Below are 19,249 nucleotides of genomic sequence, written 5' to 3' on the forward strand. Positions count from 1 at the left end.
TCTTTCTGCATCCGACTCCGGCACTTGGCCGTTCATCAGGGATTCTTTTGTAACAGTAATCGCGGTGGATTGCCGAGCTTTATGTCACCGCGCACGCGGTATCCAGGCACAGCCTGACGCAACTGGCTGTACACCCAGCGCCCCTCGGCATCAGTGCGGGCAACAATCACCACACGCAACCCGTGCTCGCGAATACGCCGGGCGATGGAACCCAACATTTGCACCATGGTATCGGAGCGCGCACTCAGGTCCCGCTCGGGCAGTGCCACCGTCTGGGCGCCCGGACCTCCCGGCGTCACATCCTGTCGCGCCCGCTGCTGCTCGCGTCGCAACTGACTACGCACTTCTTTGGACAACGGATTGCCCGGGGCAATTTCATCGGCCGTGTTCAGCAGGCTGTTCACCCGGCCGAACGCGCGCTGGCGCAGTGCGTCGCGCGCCTGCTCAACCAGCTGCATCACCAGGGTCTGGATGCCAGCTGTGGCCTGTATATTTCCCGGATCCAGCTGTTGCACCTGCAGGTAGAAATCGTAGGCACTGGCACCGGCGGGCATGGTGATAAACCCCTCCCGCTGCGCCACCTCCGCACGAGCCAGAAAATGCTGTACGGCGCGCTGGCGGATTTCCTCCGGACTCGGTCCGGTGGGCTGCGGCGGTTCTACCGGCAGCGCTGGCGGCGGCGGTGCCGGTGTTGCACATCCCACTGACACTAGCAAAACAAGCAGCAGCGCCGATTGCGCCAACGGCCGGTGCGCAATACAAAAGCCCGTGCTGGCCCGATTACCGCGTGAGACACCATTCACTCTTCTGATAAACGCCTCCAATGTATCACTGCACCGCAAAGGGCTGCTGTTTTTTTGTACCACAAGCACCGCTATACTCGGCCTCCCGGTATACTGGATCTCACTAACCGGCACCCAAACGATACGCAACGAACACTCATGCGTCAGGTTTTACGCACCGGATGCCGCGGCAGTCATGGAACGAGAGCCGACAACATCAGTCCAACACAGACCGACTATAAAGAATTTTATTGCTCATGACTGCGAAGACCTACGGCTTACCAACAAAAGCAGCTTCACACTTATCCATTCTCGCCGCGCTCAGTGCGGTCCTGATACTACTGGCGCTATTCACACCACCCACACTTGCCCGGGACAGCTTCAGTGCCGCGCAGTCGTCCTCGCCGTTCGCTGCCCTCAGCAGTGGGCAGGACGACTTTCTGCCGGTAGACCAGGCCTACCAGCTGGACTTCCTGTTTACTGACAGCGGTGCCAGCGCCCTGTTCCAGATTGCCCCCGAGTACTACCTGTATCGCGACAAGCTCGCCCTCTACACGGCGGACGGAGAAAACAAAACCGCACTGCCCCTCCAGCTGGAAAAGGGTGAGGTAATCTGGGATGACTACTTCGAAAAAGAAACGGAAGTCTACCGCTGGCAGCTGGAAGTTCCGCTGGCCCTGAGCGGGGACGGCGCCGTCCGCATTCAGGTGCACTACCAGGGCTGTGCGGATGCCGGCCTCTGCTACCCCCCGCAAATACGCAATTTCACCCTGGACCCGGTGGCCAAAACCGCCACCCCGGTCACTGGCGGTGCCGCGCCCGCCGGGGGCATGGGTGGCGCAACCAGCCAGGGCACGGGCGCCCTGTCCGGCGCAGCTGCGACCAGCGGCGGACTCAGTGGCCTGCTGCTCGCCATGGCACTGGCGTTTGGCGGCGGCTTGCTGCTCAACCTGATGCCCTGCGTATTTCCGGTGCTGTCGATCAAGGCGCTGGCCATCACCCATGCCGGCGAGCGCCAGCACCTGCACGGCTGGGCGTATACCGCCGGTGTTATCGGCACCTTTGTCCTGATTGCCGCGATCATGCTGGTGCTGCGCACCGCCGGCGAGGCGGTGGGCTGGGGCTTCCAACTGCAATCCCCGGTGGTGATCGCGGCCCTCGTGTACCTGTTCTTCGCCATGGGGCTGAGCCTCTCCGGAGTGACCGAATTTGGCGGACGCCTGATGGGACTTGGCGCGCACAGCACCCAGAATAGCGGCCTCGGCGGCTCCTTCAGCACCGGCGCCCTGGCCACCGTGGTGGCCAGCCCCTGTACCGCCCCGATGATGGGCTCGGCACTGGGCTTCGCCGTTACCCAGCCCGCACCCATGGCGCTCGCGGTATTCGCGGCCCTCGGCGCCGGCATGGCCGCGCCCTTCCTGCTGCTCACCTATCTGCCGGGCCTCGCCCGACGCCTGCCGCGCCCCGGGCCCTGGATGGAGACGCTCAAGCAGCTGCTCGCCTTTCCCATGTACCTCACCGCGGTATGGCTACTCTGGGTGCTCGGCCGCCAGACCGGCAGTGACGGTGTCGCGCTGGTGCTCGCCGGTGCGGTCGCCATCGCCTTTGCCCTGTGGCTGTGGCCGGGGGCCAACCGCGACGGCCAGCAAAAATGGCTGCGCCATGCCGTTGCCATGGTCGCGGTGGCCGGCGCCGTATGGGCATTGCCGAATCTGGCCAGCCTGCAGAACGCGACAGGGCAGCAGGCGCAGTCGGGCAAAAGCGATTACTGGCAGGTGTACTCCCCCGAGGCGCTGGCGGACGCCCGCAGCGCGGGCCGCCCGGTGCTGATCAATATGACGGCGGCGTGGTGCATTACCTGTCTGGCCAATGAAAAAGTGGTGCTGTCCAGCGACGCGATCACCGCAGCGGTGGGTGACCTGGGCTTTACCGCCCTGAAAGGCGACTGGACCAATCAGGACCCGCAGATCACCGAATTACTGGCCCGTTACGGCCGCTCCAGCGTGCCGCTGTATTTGCTGTTTCCCGCGGGCGGCGGTGAGCCACTGGTCCTGCCGCAGATCCTCACCCGCGACAGCTTGCTCACCGCCATGCGCGGCGCCGCTGGCGACCAGGCGGTCGCCAGCTCCGAACAGAGCACCCCCTGAATCCTCCCGAATGCGGCCAGCCGGCCGCCCCTGCCTTTGTGGCCATTCAAATGGGTGAATAGGCCACTCCCGCTAAAACTTTGCCGCCAATAGGTCGTTAAATTCGGCGATCTGCGTACAACGTCTCTATTTCCAGTTTTGGGGCATGGACAGAGGGTCACTTTTGCGGCAAACTCCGGCCCATATTCGGCAAATCTGCTGATTAACGCTGTTTACCCGCACGTTCTCTGACTTTTTCCAGATTTTAGTCACAGTTTCGTGTGTACTTCCAATCGCAAGCGTGAGGCATAGAGCGAGGCACAAGATGGCGAAACTGCTTTTGCTACATGGCCCCAATCTGAACCTGCTGGGCACCCGCGAGCCACAGATATACGGCTCCACCACCCTCGCCCAGATCAACGAGGCCGCCCGCGCCCAGTGCGACGCGGCCGACTGCACCTTCGATTGCCTGCAAAGCAACAGCGAAGCGGCGCTGGTGGAGCGGATTCACCAGGCGTATGCCGACAAGGTGGACTTTATCGTCATCAACCCAGCCGCCTTTACCCACACCAGTGTGGCGCTGCGCGATGCCCTGGCGGGAGTGGCCATTCCCTTTATTGAGGTCCACCTCTCCAACCCCCACGCCCGCGAGGCGTTCCGGCATCATTCCTACCTGTCTGATCTGGCAGTGGGCGTGGTCTGTGGGTTCGGAGCAGATAGCTACACCCTGGCACTGGAAGCGGCGCTGAAGCGACTTTAAACAGAATTTTTTCATTCGCCGGCTGCGTGCCGGCGTCTTTGTATTCACAAATTGAGAGTGACACTGTTATGGATATTCGCAAGATCAAGAAACTGATTGAACTGCTCGAGGAGTCCGATATCGGCGAGCTGGAGATCAAGGAAGGGGAAGAGTCCGTGCGCATCAGCCGCGGCACCAGCGGTGCATCCATGCAGATGCCGCAAATGGCGATGCCGATGATGGCGCCCGCTGCACCCGCCGCCCCGGTCGCGGCAGCTCCTGCGCCGGCCCCCGCCGCAGAAAGCGAAGCAGAGTCCGTACCGGCACTCACCGGCCACCCGGTGAAATCACCGATGGTTGGCACCTTTTATGCCGCTTCCAGCCCCGGCGCCGCCCCCTTCGTGAAAGTGGGCCAGCAAGTCAAAGCGGGCGATGTCATCTGTATCGTTGAAGCCATGAAAATGATGAACCAGATTGAAGCCGACAAGGCCGGCACCATCGAAGCCATTCTGGTGGAAGACGGTCAGCCGGTAGAGTTCGACCAGCCCCTGGTGATCATTTCCTGAGTAGGGTGACGACGCATGTTTGAAAAAATACTGATCGCCAACCGCGGCGAAATCGCCCTGCGTGTATTGCGCGCGTGTAAAGAGATGGGTATCGGTACCGTGGCGGTACACTCCCAGATTGACCGCGACCTCAAGCACGTGCGCCTGGCGGATGAGGCCGTGTGCATCGGCCCCAACCCGTCCCCGCAGAGCTACCTGAATATCCCGGCCATTATCGCGGCGATGGAAATCACCGATGCGGTGGCGGTACACCCCGGTTACGGTTTCCTCGCAGAGAATGCCGACTTTGCCGAGCAGGTCCAGAAAAGCGGCTTCACGTTCATTGGCCCAGACGCCGACACCATTCGCCTGATGGGCGACAAGGTTTCCGCCATCGCGGCGATGAAACGAGCCGGTGTTCCCACGGTACCGGGCTCCGATGGCCCGCTGCCGGAAGACGGCGAGAAGTGCCTGGAAATCGCACGCCGCATTGGCCTGCCGGTAATCATCAAGGCCGCCGCTGGCGGTGGTGGCCGCGGCATGCGCGTGGTGCACAGCGAAGGTGCCCTGCTCAATGCCATTTCGGTGACCAAGTCCGAAGCCGGCGCCGCTTTCGGTGACAGCACGGTCTATATGGAAAAATTCCTGCAGAACCCGCGTCACGTGGAAATCCAGGTGATGTCGGACGGACAGGGTAATGCGGTGCACTTTGGCGATCGCGACTGCTCCCTGCAGCGCCGTCACCAGAAGGTACTGGAAGAGGCGCCCGCCCCCGGTATCCCGGACAAGGTGCGCAAAGACGTGCAGGATGCCTGCGTGCAGGCCTGTATCGACATCGGTTACCGCGGCGCGGGCACGTTCGAGTTCCTGTACGAGGACGAGCGCTTCTACTTCATTGAAATGAATACCCGTATTCAGGTGGAGCACCCGGTCTCGGAGATGGTCACCGGCGTCGACCTGATCAAGGAGCAGATCCGCGTCTGCGCGGGCGAAAAGCTCTCTTTCAAGCAGGAAGACATCAAGATCACCGGCCATGCGTTCGAGTGCCGCATCAACGCCGAGGATCCGAAGAGCTTCTTCCCCTGCCCCGGCAAGGTGGAAAACTTCCACGCCCCGGGCGGCCTCGGCGTACGTGTGGACTCGCACCTGTACTCCGGCTACTCGGTACCGCCCAACTACGACTCCATGATCGCGAAGATCATCACCTACGCCGAAGACCGCGAAACCGCCCTGGCGCGGATGCGAGTGGCACTGAGTGAAACGATCATCACCGGCATCAAGACCAACATCCCGCTGCAGGAAGATCTGGTGCGCGATGCGGAATTTGCCAAGGGTGGGGTGAATATCCACTACCTTGAGAAGAAACTGGGGCTCGAGTAAGCTCCACTGCTTTCCCCGCCCAAGGTAAGTCGCATTGATTAACCTCCGTGGCGGGCAAGCACCGGGTATCCATTTTCAAAACCGCTGTAAACCCATCCATGGGCGCTGCGGCGGCGACGTCCCTGTCGCCGACGCTTTTGAAAATGGATCCCCGGCACTTCCCCTTCAGCAGTTCCCTCCTTACCCTGTTAGCGTCCAGCTTCACTTGTAGAATGCACCGAATTTCGAATTGAAGTCGCCCCTGCCGGTAAGACTTTGCGGGGCCGTCTGCGGCCCGGATGGCCGCAGCCGAGCCCCCAGGGATGGGTTTACGGCGTGTCCCGCAAAGTCTTACCGGCAGGGGTGACGCCACGAACTTTCCGAGTACCCCAAAGACCACAAAATCCGGACGAACCTAATGCCCTGGCTCCAACTAAGAGTGAACACCAACCGCGAACAGGCCGAGAAGATCGAGAACGCCCTGCTGTTCGCCGGCGCCGTCTCCGTCACCCTGCAAGACAACGCCGACCAGCCCATCCTCGAACCGGGCCTCGGCGAAACACCCCTGTGGGACGAAACCCTCGTCACCGGCCTGTTCGATGCGGAAATCGACACCAGTGTCACCGAAGCCAAAGCCGCCTCCTTCCTTTGCGAACTGCTCCCCAATGCCCGCTGGGAACAGCTCGAAGACAAAGACTGGGAGCGGGAGTGGATGAGCCACTACAAGCCCATCCAGTGCGCCGACAACCTCTGGATCTGCCCCAGCTGGTGCGAGCCGCCCGCCCCGGAAGCCGTCAATCTCATGCTCGACCCCGGCCTCGCCTTCGGCACCGGCACCCACCCCACCACCTTTCTGTGCCTGCAATGGCTCGCCGGTGAACAAGTACAGGGTAAAACCGCCATCGACTTCGGCTGCGGCTCCGGCATCCTCGGTATTGCCGCCCTGCTGCTTGGCGCCGAGTCCGCCATGGGCACCGACATCGACCCCCAGGCGCTACTCGCCAGCCGTGACAACGCCGTGCGCAACGGCATCGATCCCGAGCGCTTCCCGGTCTACCTGCCGGAAAAAGCCCCCAGGCCGGAGGAGTCCAGCGCCGACATCATGCTCGCCAATATCCTCGCCGGCCCGCTGGTGGAACTGGCACCGCAGCTGGTTGAACGCACCAAGGTGGGCGGTCGCATCTGTCTTTCCGGCATTCTCAATAGTCAGGCCGAGAGGGTGAAAACGGCTTACAGCCAGTGGATCGACTTTGATGAGAATGGCGAAAAGGAAGAATGGGTCAGATTGAGCGGAACACGGGTTCGGTAATTGTCTGCTGCCCAAAGCGCAGGGACTGCTAGCGATACTCCCTCGCCGGACCGTCTGCGGCCAGGACGGCCGCAGCCGAGCCCCCAGGGATGGGTTTACGGCGTGTCCGGCGAGGGAGTATCGCTAGCAGTACCGCCACAAAAGTAACTACGAAGCACCCCCGCCGGCTACGAAGCTCCAAGCCACAGCACTACGCGCCAGCCCTGCAGACTGATAAACTTCCCCGCCAAACCAATAATCGTCGAATTCCATGTCGCAACTGGTCACCCGCTGCCCCCACTGCAGCACCTCGTTTCACGTCAGCGAACAACAACTGCGCGCCGCCCGCGGTGCCGTGCGTTGTGGCTCCTGCCTGCAGGTCTTCCGCGCCGATGAAAACATCGTTTTCAACGAAGACGATCCGGCCCCAGCCGAAACCAAGAAAGCCATCGACGACCTGCTCGAAGATGATGACTTCCTGATCCACGACGACATCGAGCTGGAAGGTGACGACAGCGACGACGCAGACTCGCTGCCAAAGAAAACAACCCCCAAAGCCGACCCGGCGCAGAACAACAGCGGCGAAAAGCCCGAGCCCTCACGCCAGAGCCCCCTGATCGACGACGCCTTCGGCGAACACCAGTGGCAAAACCTCGATCAGGAAGAAGACAGCCAGCAGAGCCTCGACCTCAGCAGCAGCCTCGAAGATGAAATCAATGATCTGAGCCGCGCCAGCGACGACCCCTGGGCCGAAGAAATAGCCCGCGAAGAATCCAGCGGCATCATACCCGCACACCGCGCGCACGAAGACTTCGAGCTTCCGGCAGCGGACGACGAGCCAAGGTTCAGCGACGACCTGCCCTCCCCGCCACGGGCTGACAAGGGCGACATCAAGCCCTCCGCCGTGGCAGATGACCACATCGACTCACGCCAGCGGGACGACGCCCCACTGCTGCCCCGCGACCAGCTGATCTCCGCCATCGGCCCCGCGCCCATCGAGGTCAACTGGCAGCCCAAGCGCCACAACCGGGTCCCCGGGTGGCTGTGGACACTGGGCGTTCTGCTGCTGATGCTGGCGCTAGCGGCGCAAACCGCCTATTTTCGTTTCGACACACTCAGCAAGCGCGAACCCTGGCGCGCCATCTATGCCCAGGCCTGCCCGCTACTTGGCTGCAAGCTGCCAGCCCAGGTGGACATTAACGCCATGCACACCTCCAATCTGGTGGTGCGCAGCCACCCGCAAATTGCCGGCGCACTGGCGGTGGAAGCGGTACTCCTGAACCGCGCCCCCTTCGACCAGCCCTTCCCGGCCCTGCAGCTGCGGTTTACCGACCTCAAGAATAACCCCGTTGCCAGTCGTCGCTTCACCCCGCAGGACTACCTCAAGGGCGAGATGTCCGGACGCCGGTTGATGCCCGCGGGAAACCCGGTGCACATTGCACTTGATATCGTCGACCCCGGCCCCGAAGCGGTGAACTACGAGCTGCGTATTGCCCCGCAGTAACCCAGGGCACGCCGGCCGACTAGCGGACGAAGGCGCGTATTACCACCGGATACTGCACAAACTTCGCCCTAACCGGCCAGCCTTCGAACAATTTGCGCGCTTTTTCGCTTTTCCAGCGGCCGAGCAGCCGCTATTATAGGCGGCTCTTTGACACCGATTGAGACCAGACCTGCGGGAGGCCGAGTTGCCCACGGATTTACCAAGCAGCTTCGCCATCGGCCCCTATAGCATTGGTGCACCAGTCATTCTGGCGCCCATGGCCGGCGTTACCGATCGCCCCTTTCGCAAACTGTGCCGAGCACTCGGCGCCGGTCTCGTGGTTTCCGAGATGGTCACCTCCGACACCAGCCTGTGGAACAGCCGCAAATCTCGTATGCGCCTGGATCACGCCGGTGAGGCAGGCCCCATTTCGGTACAGATTGCCGGTGGCGACCCGCAGATGATGGCCGACGCCGCGCGCGCAAATGTTGAGCGCGGTGCCCAGATCATCGACATCAATATGGGTTGCCCGGCAAAAAAAGTGTGTAAGAAGGCAGCGGGCTCCGCCCTGCTGCGCGACGAAAAACTGGTCGCCGACATTCTGGAAACGGTGGTGCAATCCGTCTCAGTACCAGTGACGCTGAAAATTCGCACTGGCTGGTGCCCGGATACCCGCAATGGCGTGACGGTGGCCAAAATGGCCGAGGATCTCGGAATTTCTGCCCTGGCAGTCCACGGTCGCACCCGCGCCTGTGGCTACCACGGTCAGGCCGAATTCGATACCATTGCCGAGATTGTGTCCGCGGTAAAGATTCCGGTCTTTGCCAACGGCGACATTACCGGCGCGGAAAAGGCCCGCAAGGTGTTGGACTACACCGGCGCCAAAGCGGTCATGATTGGCCGTGCGGCTCAGGGACGTCCATGGATATTCCGGGAAATTGCCCATTACCTCGCTACGGGGGAACAGCTGCCGGAGCCCTCACTGGATGAAGTTAGGGATATTTTGATCACTCACCTGGGTGAGTTACACCGTTTCTACGGTGAGGTTATGGGGGTACGTATTGCCCGCAAACATGTGGGTTGGTACGTAAAGACACTCGCCGACAGCGAGTCTTTTCGCAAATCCTTTAACCAATTGGATAGCGCAGAAGCACAACATGCCAGCGTTCGTGAGTGGTTTGAACGCCGAATAACTAGAGGGGCAAAAGCGGCATGACTAATGAAGCACTAATTCCGGATACCAGCGATGCGGTGTCCACTGGGGGCCAGACTCAACTACAACAACCGCAGGCCTTGCGCGACGCGGTTGAGCAGGCGATGGAAAACTACTTCCGTCACCTCGACGGTCAGATGGTGACCGATGTATACGATATGGTGCTCTCCGAAATTGAAGCACCGATGCTGGAAGTGGTAATGAAGCACACCCGCCACAACCAGACGCGCGCCGCACAGCTGCTGGGCCTCAACCGGGGTACCCTGCGCAAGAAGCTCAAGCGCTACGGTCTGCTGTAAGGCGACCAGCCGCTACCGGCAGACACAGGCTGGAGCGGTAAAAATTCGACGAGGGGGGATGGGTTTTACCCATCCCCCCTCGCTATTTTCTGAATTACCAGTTCTTTCCTAAATCAAACGGACGATGTGATATGACTGACAAGGTGGCCGTTCGCCGCGCGCTGATCAGCGTTTCCGACAAAACCGGCATTGTAGAATTTGCCCGCGAACTCTCCTCCATGGGCGTGGAGATTCTCTCCACCGGCGGCACCTACCGCCAGCTGGGCGAGGCCGGTATCCCGGTCGTGGAAGTCTCCGACTACACCGGCTTCCCGGAAATGATGGACGGGCGCGTCAAAACCCTGCACCCGAAAGTACACGGCGGCATCCTCGGCCGTCGCGGCAAGGACGACGCGGTCATGGATGAGCATGGCATCAAGCCCATCGACATGGTCGTGGTCAACCTCTACCCCTTCAAGGCCACCGTCGCCGACCCGAACTGCGACCTGCCCACCGCCATTGAAAACATCGACATCGGCGGCCCCACCATGGTCCGCTCCGCCGCCAAGAATCACAAAGACGTCGCCATCGTGGTCAATGCCCACAGCTACGACACCGTGATCGAGGAAATGAAAGCCAACGACGGCCAGCTGGGTTACGCAACCCGCTACGACCTGATGGTGCAGGCGTTCGAGCATACCGCCCAGTACGACGGCATGATCGCCAACCACTTCGGCGCCCGCAATACCGACAACGTTGCCCGCGAGTTCCCCAACACCTACAACGTCCAGTACGAAAAAGCCCAGGACATGCGCTACGGCGAAAACCCGCACCAGAAAGCGGCGTTCTACGTGGAAGCCGACGCTGAGGAAGCCTCGGTCTCCACCGCCACCCAGCTGCAGGGCAAGGAACTCTCCTTCAATAACGTCGCCGACACCGACGCCGCGCTGGAAACCGTCAAACTGTTCGACGAACCCGCCTGCGTCATCGTCAAGCACGCCAACCCCTGCGGAGTGGCCGTCGCCGCCGACATCAAAACCGCCTACGAACTGGCCTTCGCCACCGATCCGGAATCTGCCTTCGGCGGCATCATCGCCTTCAACCGCGAACTGGACGCCGAAACCGCCCAGCTGATCGTCGACAAACAGTTCTCCGAAGTCATCATCGCCCCCAAAGTGAGCGCCGAAGCCGCCCAGGCCGTCTCCGCCAAGAAGAACGTACGCCTGCTGGAATGCGGCGAATGGGACAGCACCCGCCCCGCCGCCTTCGACTACAAGCGCGTTACCGGTGGTTTGCTGGTTCAGGAAAAAGACAACGGCATGGTTGCCAAGGAAGACCTCAAAGTGGTCACCAAGGTACAGCCTTCTGACGAGCAACTGGACGAACTGCTGTTCGCGTGGAAAGTCGCCAAAATGGTGAAATCCAACGCCATCATCTACGCCAAAGACGGCCGCACCATCGGCGTCGGCGCCGGCCAGATGAGCCGCGTCAACTCCGCTCGCATCGCCGCCATCAAAGCCGAACACGCCGGCCTCGAAGTGAAGGGCGCCGTCATGGCCTCCGACGCCTTCTTCCCCTTCCGCGACGGCATCGACAACGCCGCCAAGGTAGGCATCAGCGCCGTGATCCAGCCCGGTGGCTCCATGCGCGATGAAGAAGTCATCACCGCTGCGGACGAGCACGGTATGGCGATGGTGTTTACCGGCATGCGTCACTTCCGTCACTAAGCAACTAAGACACCTTCCGGGTTGCACACAGCCCGGATGCGAAGGGCCAAGTGCCGAGGCCCGTTTGCGAGACCTTCACCGCCATGGATGGCGGTGCAGAGCCCCCAGGGATGGGTTCACGGCGTGTCTCGCAAACGGGCATCGGCACTTGGCCCGCCACGGAGCTGGCAAACCACCACCCTGCCATCACTCCGTCACCTGTCCGACAAGTTAAGAATGCTAAACTAGCCCACCTAAAACACAGGCACGGGGAAACTCAAGAATGAACATCCTGGTAATCGGCTCTGGTGGCCGCGAACACGCACTGGCCTGGAAGGCCGCCCAAAACCCCGCCGTAGACACCGTCTTCGTCGCCCCCGGTAACGCCGGCACCGCCCGCGAACCCAAACTCCAGAACGTCAACATCGGCGTCGACAACTTCTCCGCCCTCTCCGACCTCGTCGAAGAAAAAGGCATCGACCTCACCATCGTCGGCCCCGAAGCCCCCCTGGTAGACGGCATCGTCGACTACTTCAATGCCCGCGGCCACAACATCTTCGGCCCCGAGAAGGCCGCCGCCCAGCTCGAAGGCTCCAAAGCCTTCACCAAAGACTTCCTAGAGCGCCACGCCATCCCCACCGCCGACTACCAGAACTTCACCGAAGTGGAACCGGCCATCGCCTACCTGCGGGAAAAAGGCGCGCCCATCGTCGTCAAAGCCGACGGACTCGCCGCCGGTAAAGGCGTCATCGTCGCCGAAACCGTAGAGCAGGCCGAACTGGCCGTGCGCGACATGCTGAGCGGCAACGCCTTTGGCGACGCCGGCTGCCGCGTAGTGATCGAAGAATTCCTCACCGGCGAAGAAGCCAGCTTCATCGTCATGGTCGACGGCGAACACATCCTGCCCATGGCCACCAGCCAGGACCACAAGCGGGTCGGCGATGGCGACACCGGCCCCAATACCGGCGGCATGGGCGCCTACTCCCCGGCACCGGTGGTCACCCCCGACGTCTACGAGCGGGTGATGAAAGAAGTCATCGAGCCCACCGTGCAGGGCCTCGCCAGTGAAGGCATGCCCTACACCGGCTTCCTGTACGCCGGCCTGATGATCAACGAAGAGGGTGCCCCCAAGGTCATCGAATACAACTGCCGCTTCGGCGACCCGGAAACCCAGCCCATCATGATGCGCCTCCAATCCGACCTGGTGGAGCTGTGCATGGCCGCCGTGGAAAAACGCCTCGACAAAGTCACCGCGGAATGGGATCCCCGCCCCGCGCTGGGCGTGGTACTTGCCGCCCACGGCTACCCCGGCAGCTACCGCAAGGGCGACGCCATCTCCGGACTCGACAAGGCCGATAGCGAGAATGCCAAGGTGTTCCAGGCCGGCACCGCCCTCGACGGCGAGCGCGTGGTTACCAGCGGCGGCCGCGTGCTCTGCGCCACCGCACTGGGCGATACCGTGGCAGAAGCCCAGGCCAACGCCTACGAATGCGCGCGCAAGATCTACTGGGAAGGCTCTTTTTACCGTAAGGACATTGGCTACCGTGCGGTCGAACGGGAAGAATCCGAGCAAGCGTAATCCGCCGTTTAGGAGCACACTGTGAATAATCATCGCCAACTGACCGGACTCGACCGCCTGCTGCTGCAGGCGGACCGCGCCCTGCGCACCCTGAGCCCCGGCTCCCCCTGTCACGAGCGGCCGTCACCCGCCAGGAGCGTGGATGAAGCAGCACTGTCCGACAGTGAGCGTCGCCACGCGGCGGGATTGATGCGGGTAAATCACAGCGGTGAGGTGTGCGCCCAGGCCCTGTATCAGGGCCAGGCGCTGACCGCCAAGTTACCCGAGATTCGCCAGGAAATGGAACACGCCGCGGATGAGGAAATAGACCACCTCGCCTGGTGTGAACAGCGGCTGGATGAACTGGGCAGCCGCCCGAGCGTGCTCAACCCCCTCTGGTATGGCCTCTCGTTTGGCATTGGCGCCGCCGCCGGCAAGATCAGCGACAAAATCAGCCTCGGCTTCGTTGCCGCCACCGAAGAGCAGGTGTGCAAGCATCTCGAGGGGCACCTGCAGCAACTGCCGGCGCAGGATGAAAAGAGTCGCGCGGTGGTCGAGCAGATGCTGGTGGATGAAGCCAAGCATCAGCACGCCGCACTGGACGCCGGCGGGGCACGCTTCCCCGGGCCGGTGAAAGGGCTGATGACCCTGGTGTCGAAAGCCATGACTTCGGTGAGTTACCGGGTCTAGGTCGGCTACCGGTGGTTAGGTTGCCCGTAAAATACAAAACCCCGGCCCTCTCGCGAGTCCCGGGGTTTTCTTTCGCCTGAAACCGGCGGGTCTCAGACCTGCTCGATCCGGTAGGAGTGCACAATCTCCACCCCGGCCTTGCCCAGCATAATCGAGGCCGAGCAGTACTTTTCTGCCGACAGCTCCACTGCCTTCGCCACCTGCTTCTCCTTGATATCCCGCCCGCGCACCACAAACTCCATCTCGATTTTCTCGAACGGTGCCGGTACCGCATCAGGGCGGTGACCTTTTAGTTCTACATGGCAGCTGATCACATCCTGGCGGGATTTCTGCAATATGCCCACCACATCGTAGGACGCGCAGCCGCCGACGCCGAGTAGAATCATCTCCATCGGGCGAATACCATTGTTCTTCTGCCCGCCTTCCATCACTATCGAATTGCCACTGCCGGACTCACCGACAAATGTGACGCCATTGACCCAGGTTACCTGCCCCTGCATAACACCAGCCGCCATGGAAAGACTCCTACTCAAAAGATGGGGCCGCGAGCTTATCATACCGACACGCGCATACCCCACCGCTTCCCCGGCAGCCCCGCCAATCGATCAAACTGTGACCAGCATCACCCGGTAATTATCGAATAGTAAGTCATCACTCACGGCGGTTGTATCAACCTCGCACAACCGTTATAAACAACATCACATTCCGCACACCGGCGGCCGCCAACGCCCTCTCGGCAAAGGGTGGCCCAGATCACATTGCGGACGATTGCCGCCTACTGCCCCTGTCAGCCCCGTGTAATAAGCGGGATAATCCTCCGCTTACCGGGATCAGGCACAAAAATTCTAGAAAAGGAGTAGATCCGTGACGGTTGCTACCGAAGAAACCCTGTCTACTGGCAACATTGAAGACTTTCTCGCCCACTGCCACCGCCGTCGCTACCCGGCCAAAAGCACCATCATCTACGCTGGTGACCGCTGTGAGTCCCTGTACTTCATCATGCGCGGCTCCGTGACCGTACTGATCGAAGACGACGAAGGGCGCGAAATGATCGTTGCCTACCTGAACGATGGCGATTTCTTCGGCGAAATGGGCCTGTTTGACCAGGACACCCGCAGCGCATGGGTACGCACCAAGACCGAGTGTGAGGTCGCGGAAATTTCCTACACCAAATTCCTGGAACTGACCCGTCAGCACCCGGAGTTCCTGTTCAACCTCGCCACCCAGATGGCGGTACGCCTGCGCAACACCACCCGTAAAGTGGGCGACCTCGCGTTCCTGGACGTGACCGGCCGCGTGGCCCGCACCCTGCTGGACCTGTGCAACGAGCCCGATGCCATGACCCACCCCGAAGGCATGCAGATCAAGATCACCCGCCAGGAAATCGGCCGCATCGTCGGCTGCTCCCGCGAGATGGTCGGCCGCGTACTGAAGACCCTGGAGGAACAGGGGCTGGTATCGGTGAAGGGCAAGACCATGGTGGTGTACGGGACGCGCTAACCGCCTCTCCAGCCACATAAAAAAACCGGGCAAGACGCCCGGTTTTTTTATGTCCGTACAGCACAGGGCCATCCCCCCACAAGCCAACTTCAGATCTCCGCTGGCGACAGCCTTCACGCGGAATGCTGGACCCCCAGCTCCGCGCTGCGTAAGCAGGCACTTTGGTGCTCCTCTACACCCTGCAGCACCGGCACCTGCTCGGCACATTCTGCCGCCGCGTGTGGACAGCGGGTGCGGAACACGCACCCGCTGGGGGGGTGAATCGGCGATGGCAGATCGCCCTCGAGTAATTGAATCTGCTTATTCTTTTCTTTTTTCGGGTCCGGAATCGGCACCGCGGACATCAATGCCTGAGTGTACGGGTGCCTGGGGGCCGCAAACAGCTTGTCTTTGGTGCCTACTTCTACCGCATTGCCGAGATACATCACAATCACACGGTCGGAGATATGCTTCACCACGGACAGATCGTGGGCAATAAAGATCAGCGACAAGTTCATTTCCCGCTGCAACTGCTTGAGCAGGTTGACGACCTGGGCCTGTATCGACACGTCCAGTGCAGAAACCGGCTCATCGCAGATGATCAGTTTGGGATCGAGAATCAGAGCACGAGCAATACCGATGCGCTGGCACTGTCCACCGGAAAATTCGTGCGGGTAGCGATTGACCAGGTTGGGTAGTAGCCCCACCTTCTTCATCATCGCCTGTACACGCTCCGTGACATCCGCTTTCGGAACGTCCGGATACAGGGTACGTAAGGGCTCCGCGATAATATCGCCGATCGTCATACGCGGATTCAAGGAGGCCAGCGGGTCCTGAAAGATCATCTGGATGTCTTTGCGAGTCGCACGCAAGGACTTTTTATCCAGCGCCGCAAGATCCTGGCCGAGCCACAGCACATGACCATCGGTCACGTCAGTGAGTCCGATAATCGCCCGCGCCAGGGTGGATTTACCGCAGCCGGACTCCCCGACAATGCCGAGGGTTTCTCCGGCATACAGCTTCAGATCAACCCCGTTCACGGCTTTAAGGCTCACCGGTTTTGTCCACGGCCAGGCGTTTTCCTGTTTGATCGAGAAGTGGACCTTCAGAGACTGGACGTCCAACAACATTTCTTTTTCGGCATCTTGCATCAGCTGGCCTCCAGAATTTCGGCAGGGTCTGCGTGACAGGCACGCATACGCGTGGTGTCAAAGGCGGTCAGTACAGGTGCCTCTTGGCGGCAGTGTTCCTGCACGCGATGACAGCGATCCTGAAAAGGACAGCCGGCAGGTAAATTCAGCAGGTTGGGCGGATTGCCCGGAATGGTGGGCAAGGCGCCCTCCTCCGCATCCAGTCTCGGAATGGCTTGCAGCAAGCCCTCACTGTAGGGATGGCTAGGACGGTAAAAAATATCGTCGGCACTACCGTATTCCATGGTACGTCCTGCATACATGACCAGCACCTTGTCACAGGCTCCGGCCACCACACCCAGGTCATGAGTGATCAAGATGATGGCGGTATTGAAATCCCGTTTCAGCTCGTTCAGCAGGGAGAGAATCTGCGCCTGGACAGTAACATCAAGCGCCGTGGTAGGTTCATCGGCAATTAACAGTTCCGGGCGGCACAACAATGCCATGGCGATCATGACGCGCTGGCGCATGCCACCGGAAAATTCGTGGGGATACATATTGAGACGCTTGTGCGCTTCGGGAATCTTGACCGCATCCAGCATCTGTCTGGCTTCAACAAGGGCTTCTCGTTTGTTCATGCTCTTGTGCTTGATCAGAACCTCCGCTAATTGGCTTCCCACTTTCATGTAAGGGTTCAGAGAAGTCATCGGGTCCTGGAAGATCATCGCGATTTTTTCCGCGCGAATCTTGTTGAGGGCACGCTCCGGCAAACCCAGTATTTCCTGGTCTTTAAAATTGGCACTACCACTGACGATACCGTTTTTGGCTAATAGCCCCATCATTGCAAATACGGTCTGGGTTTTTCCGGAACCGGACTCCCCAACAATCCCGAGTGTTTCCCCTGCATCGAGAGAGAAGTTCAAATCATTGACGGCAGTGACGGCGCCTTCCGGTGTGGTGAACTCCACCCGGAGATCTTTGACGTTGAGTAAATTCATGGGCACCTCTCTAGCGATCTTTCGGGTCCAGCGCATCGCGCAGGCCGTCGCCGATAAAATTGAAACAGAACAAGGTGGTGACCATAAAAATCGCAGGCACAATCAATTGCCAGAGCGCGATCTCCATGGTTTGAGCACCCTCGTTCATCAATGAGCCCCAGGAAGTCATCGGCTCCTGCACACCCAGCCCGAGGAAGCTGAGGAAAGACTCGAACAGGATCATCTGCGGCACCAGCAGCGTGGCATACACCGCGACGATTCCCAACACGTTGGGCACGATATGCCGGGTAATCATTGCCCATTTGGAAACGCCGTAGACGGTCGCAGCCTCAACAAACTCTTTGCTTTTAATACTGAGTGTCTGGCCGCGCACGATCCGCGCCATATCCAACCAGCTCACCGCACCAATGGCGATAAAAATCAGCAGGATATTGCGGCCAAAGAAAGTCACCAGCAGGATGACGAAAAACATAAACGGAAATGAGTAGAGAATCTCCAGGGTGCGCATCATAAAACGGTCGGTGCGGCCGCCGACAAAACCGGCGGTGGCGCCGTACAAAGTGCCGATCAAGACGGCCACCAGTGCGCCCATCACCCCAACCATCAGCGAGATACGCCCACCCATAGCGGTGCGCACAAACAGGTCACGGCCGAGGGAGTCGGTACCGAAATAGTGGCCGGAGGCCAGCGACGGTGCCGCATGCATAGCACCCCAGTCCACTTCATCAAACGCGAACTGGCTCAGCACGGGGCCGAGAAATACGAATAACGTGACAAAACCGAGAATGATCAGGCTGGTCAGTGCCGCGCGGTTATTGAAAAAACGACGGCGGGCGTCGTCCCATAAACTGCGACCTTTCACTTCCAGCTGTGTAGAAAGATTTTCAACCGCTTCTCTATTGGCTGTAGTAGATAACATCTGGCAGGCCTCAGGTTACGCGTAGCGGATTTTGGGGTCGACCACGGCATACAGAATGTCGACGATCGCATTGAAAGTAATGGTGAGCGCGCCGACCAGGATGGTCAGGCCCAACACCATGGAGTAGTCGCGATTGAGGGCACCATTGACGAACAACTGGCCAATGCCGGGCAAACCAAAAATGGTTTCAATCACTACCGAGCCGGTAATGATGCCCACCAGCGCAGGGCCCAGATAAGACAGCACCGGAAGAATCGCTGGCCGCAGGGCATGGCGCACAATGATATAGGGCATAGAGAGGCCCTTGGCCTTCGCAGTGCGAATAAAGTTGGAGTTCAGTACTTCAATCATGCTGCCACGCATGATGCGGGAGATCGACGCGATGTAGTAAAGGGACATCCCCAGCACAGGTAACACAACATACTGTGCGGCACCATTGTGCCATCCGCCCGCGGGAAGCCATTCGAGCCAGATGGCGAAGATCAACACCAGCAAAGGTGCCAGCACGAAACTGGGAATGACCACCCCCGCCATGGCACTGGTCATAATTGTGTAGTCGAGCCAGGTATTCTGCCGGAGCGCGGCTAAAGTACCGAAACAGACACCACAGGTGACCGCAACGATAAACGCAAAAAGACCGATCTTGACCGAAACTGGCAAGGCCTGGGCGACCAGCTCATTCACGCTGTAATCTTTGTATTTAAAGGATGGTCCCAGGTCGCCCTGTAACAGGCTGCCGAGATAATTGAAATACTGCTGGTAGACCGGCTTGTCGAAGCCGTATTTTGCCTCGATGTTCGCCATGACTTCCGGCGTCATGGTTATTTCGGCAGAAAACGGGTTACCGGGCGCAAAGCGCATCAGGAAAAAGGAGACCGTGATCAGAATAAACAGTGTGGGAATGGCTTCCAGCACACGTTTGGCGATAAATCTCAGCATATAGAATTTCTTTTTAT

Annotated in this window: 18 protein-coding genes; 12 read left to right on the forward strand and 6 right to left on the reverse strand. The window is 60.2% G+C overall.

The window, feature by feature from the left end; genetic code table 11:
• Positions 1-35: 35 nt before the first annotated feature.
• A complete protein-coding gene (locus JF535_RS00090; protein WP_206997716.1) occupies positions 36-704 on the reverse strand; it encodes an N-acetylglucosaminyltransferase in 669 nt (222 codons plus the stop codon).
• Between the two features lie 335 nt (positions 705-1,039).
• Between JF535_RS00090 and JF535_RS00095 the strand changes: the two genes are divergently transcribed.
• The 11 genes from JF535_RS00095 to coq7 all read left to right on the forward strand — a co-directional run bounded on the left by JF535_RS00095 (position 1,040) and on the right by coq7 (position 13,767).
• A complete protein-coding gene (locus tag JF535_RS00095) occupies positions 1,040-2,929 on the forward strand; it encodes a protein-disulfide reductase DsbD family protein (RefSeq protein ID WP_206997718.1) in 1,890 nt (629 codons plus the stop codon).
• Between the two features lie 304 nt (positions 2,930-3,233).
• Positions 3,234-3,668 carry a type II 3-dehydroquinate dehydratase gene (gene aroQ, locus JF535_RS00100; protein WP_206997720.1) on the forward strand — a complete coding sequence of 145 codons (435 nt, stop codon included), beginning with the start codon at positions 3,234-3,236 and terminating at the stop codon, positions 3,666-3,668.
• Positions 3,669-3,736: 68 nt separating this feature from the next.
• Positions 3,737-4,213, forward strand: coding sequence for an acetyl-CoA carboxylase biotin carboxyl carrier protein (accB, locus tag JF535_RS00105; protein WP_066959189.1), 477 nt, complete (start codon positions 3,737-3,739; stop codon positions 4,211-4,213).
• 15 nt (positions 4,214-4,228) lie between these two features.
• The gene (gene accC, locus JF535_RS00110; protein WP_206997723.1) at positions 4,229-5,572 is read left to right on the forward strand and encodes an acetyl-CoA carboxylase biotin carboxylase subunit; all 1,344 of its coding nucleotides are present in this window, start codon (positions 4,229-4,231) and stop codon (positions 5,570-5,572) included.
• A 397-nt stretch (positions 5,573-5,969) separates the two neighbouring features.
• Positions 5,970-6,860 carry a 50S ribosomal protein L11 methyltransferase gene (gene prmA / locus JF535_RS00115; RefSeq protein WP_206997725.1) on the forward strand — a complete coding sequence of 297 codons (891 nt, stop codon included), beginning with the start codon at positions 5,970-5,972 and terminating at the stop codon, positions 6,858-6,860.
• Between the two features lie 250 nt (positions 6,861-7,110).
• A complete protein-coding gene (locus JF535_RS00120; protein ID WP_206997727.1) occupies positions 7,111-8,343 on the forward strand; it encodes a DUF3426 domain-containing protein in 1,233 nt (410 codons plus the stop codon).
• A 184-nt stretch (positions 8,344-8,527) separates the two neighbouring features.
• Complete coding sequence (gene dusB, locus JF535_RS00125; protein WP_206997728.1) at positions 8,528-9,538, forward strand: tRNA dihydrouridine synthase DusB; 1,011 nt, start codon at positions 8,528-8,530, stop codon at positions 9,536-9,538.
• Positions 9,535-9,834 carry a DNA-binding transcriptional regulator Fis gene (gene fis / locus JF535_RS00130; RefSeq protein ID WP_066959196.1) on the forward strand — a complete coding sequence of 100 codons (300 nt, stop codon included), beginning with the start codon at positions 9,535-9,537 and terminating at the stop codon, positions 9,832-9,834. The genes dusB and fis overlap by 4 nt, the downstream gene beginning before the upstream one ends.
• Positions 9,835-9,965: 131 nt before the next feature.
• Positions 9,966-11,540, forward strand: coding sequence for a bifunctional phosphoribosylaminoimidazolecarboxamide formyltransferase/IMP cyclohydrolase (gene purH / locus JF535_RS00135; RefSeq protein WP_206997730.1), 1,575 nt, complete (start codon positions 9,966-9,968; stop codon positions 11,538-11,540).
• 262 nt (positions 11,541-11,802) lie between these two features.
• Positions 11,803-13,098 carry a phosphoribosylamine--glycine ligase gene (gene purD / locus JF535_RS00140; RefSeq protein WP_206997732.1) on the forward strand — a complete coding sequence of 432 codons (1,296 nt, stop codon included), beginning with the start codon at positions 11,803-11,805 and terminating at the stop codon, positions 13,096-13,098.
• Between the two features lie 21 nt (positions 13,099-13,119).
• Positions 13,120-13,767 carry a 2-polyprenyl-3-methyl-6-methoxy-1,4-benzoquinone monooxygenase gene (gene coq7, locus JF535_RS00145; protein WP_206997734.1) on the forward strand — a complete coding sequence of 216 codons (648 nt, stop codon included), beginning with the start codon at positions 13,120-13,122 and terminating at the stop codon, positions 13,765-13,767.
• Between the two features lie 92 nt (positions 13,768-13,859).
• On the opposite strand, the gene JF535_RS00150 is transcribed toward coq7, so the two are convergent.
• Complete coding sequence (locus tag JF535_RS00150; protein ID WP_207000058.1) at positions 13,860-14,267, reverse strand: OsmC family protein; 408 nt, start codon at positions 14,265-14,267, stop codon at positions 13,860-13,862.
• Positions 14,268-14,631: 364 nt separating this feature from the next.
• Here JF535_RS00150 and crp point away from each other — a divergent pair, with 364 nt between their 5' ends.
• Positions 14,632-15,267 carry a cAMP-activated global transcriptional regulator CRP gene (gene crp, locus JF535_RS00155; protein WP_206997744.1) on the forward strand — a complete coding sequence of 212 codons (636 nt, stop codon included), beginning with the start codon at positions 14,632-14,634 and terminating at the stop codon, positions 15,265-15,267.
• 113 nt (positions 15,268-15,380) lie between these two features.
• Here crp and oppF read toward each other — a convergent pair whose 3' ends face one another.
• From oppF to oppB, 4 genes are read right to left on the reverse strand one after another with little or no spacing between them, the layout of a single operon-like run.
• The gene (gene oppF / locus JF535_RS00160; RefSeq protein WP_206997746.1) at positions 15,381-16,397 is read right to left on the reverse strand and encodes a murein tripeptide/oligopeptide ABC transporter ATP binding protein OppF; all 1,017 of its coding nucleotides are present in this window, start codon (positions 16,395-16,397) and stop codon (positions 15,381-15,383) included.
• A complete protein-coding gene (oppD, locus tag JF535_RS00165) occupies positions 16,397-17,374 on the reverse strand; it encodes an oligopeptide ABC transporter ATP-binding protein OppD (RefSeq protein WP_242523531.1) in 978 nt (325 codons plus the stop codon). Before oppD ends, oppF begins: the two co-directional genes overlap by 1 nt.
• A 10-nt stretch (positions 17,375-17,384) precedes the next feature.
• Entirely contained in the window at positions 17,385-18,293 is a 909-nt protein-coding gene (oppC, locus tag JF535_RS00170) for an oligopeptide ABC transporter permease OppC (RefSeq protein ID WP_206997750.1), read from the reverse strand.
• 15 nt (positions 18,294-18,308) lie between these two features.
• Positions 18,309-19,232, reverse strand: a complete 924-nt coding sequence (oppB, locus tag JF535_RS00175) for an oligopeptide ABC transporter permease OppB (RefSeq protein WP_206997752.1) — start codon at positions 19,230-19,232, stop codon at positions 18,309-18,311.
• Positions 19,233-19,249 lie beyond the last annotated feature (17 nt).

The sequence above is a fragment of the Microbulbifer salipaludis genome, from assembly GCF_017303155.1.
Taxonomy (GTDB): domain Bacteria; phylum Pseudomonadota; class Gammaproteobacteria; order Pseudomonadales; family Cellvibrionaceae; genus Microbulbifer; species Microbulbifer salipaludis.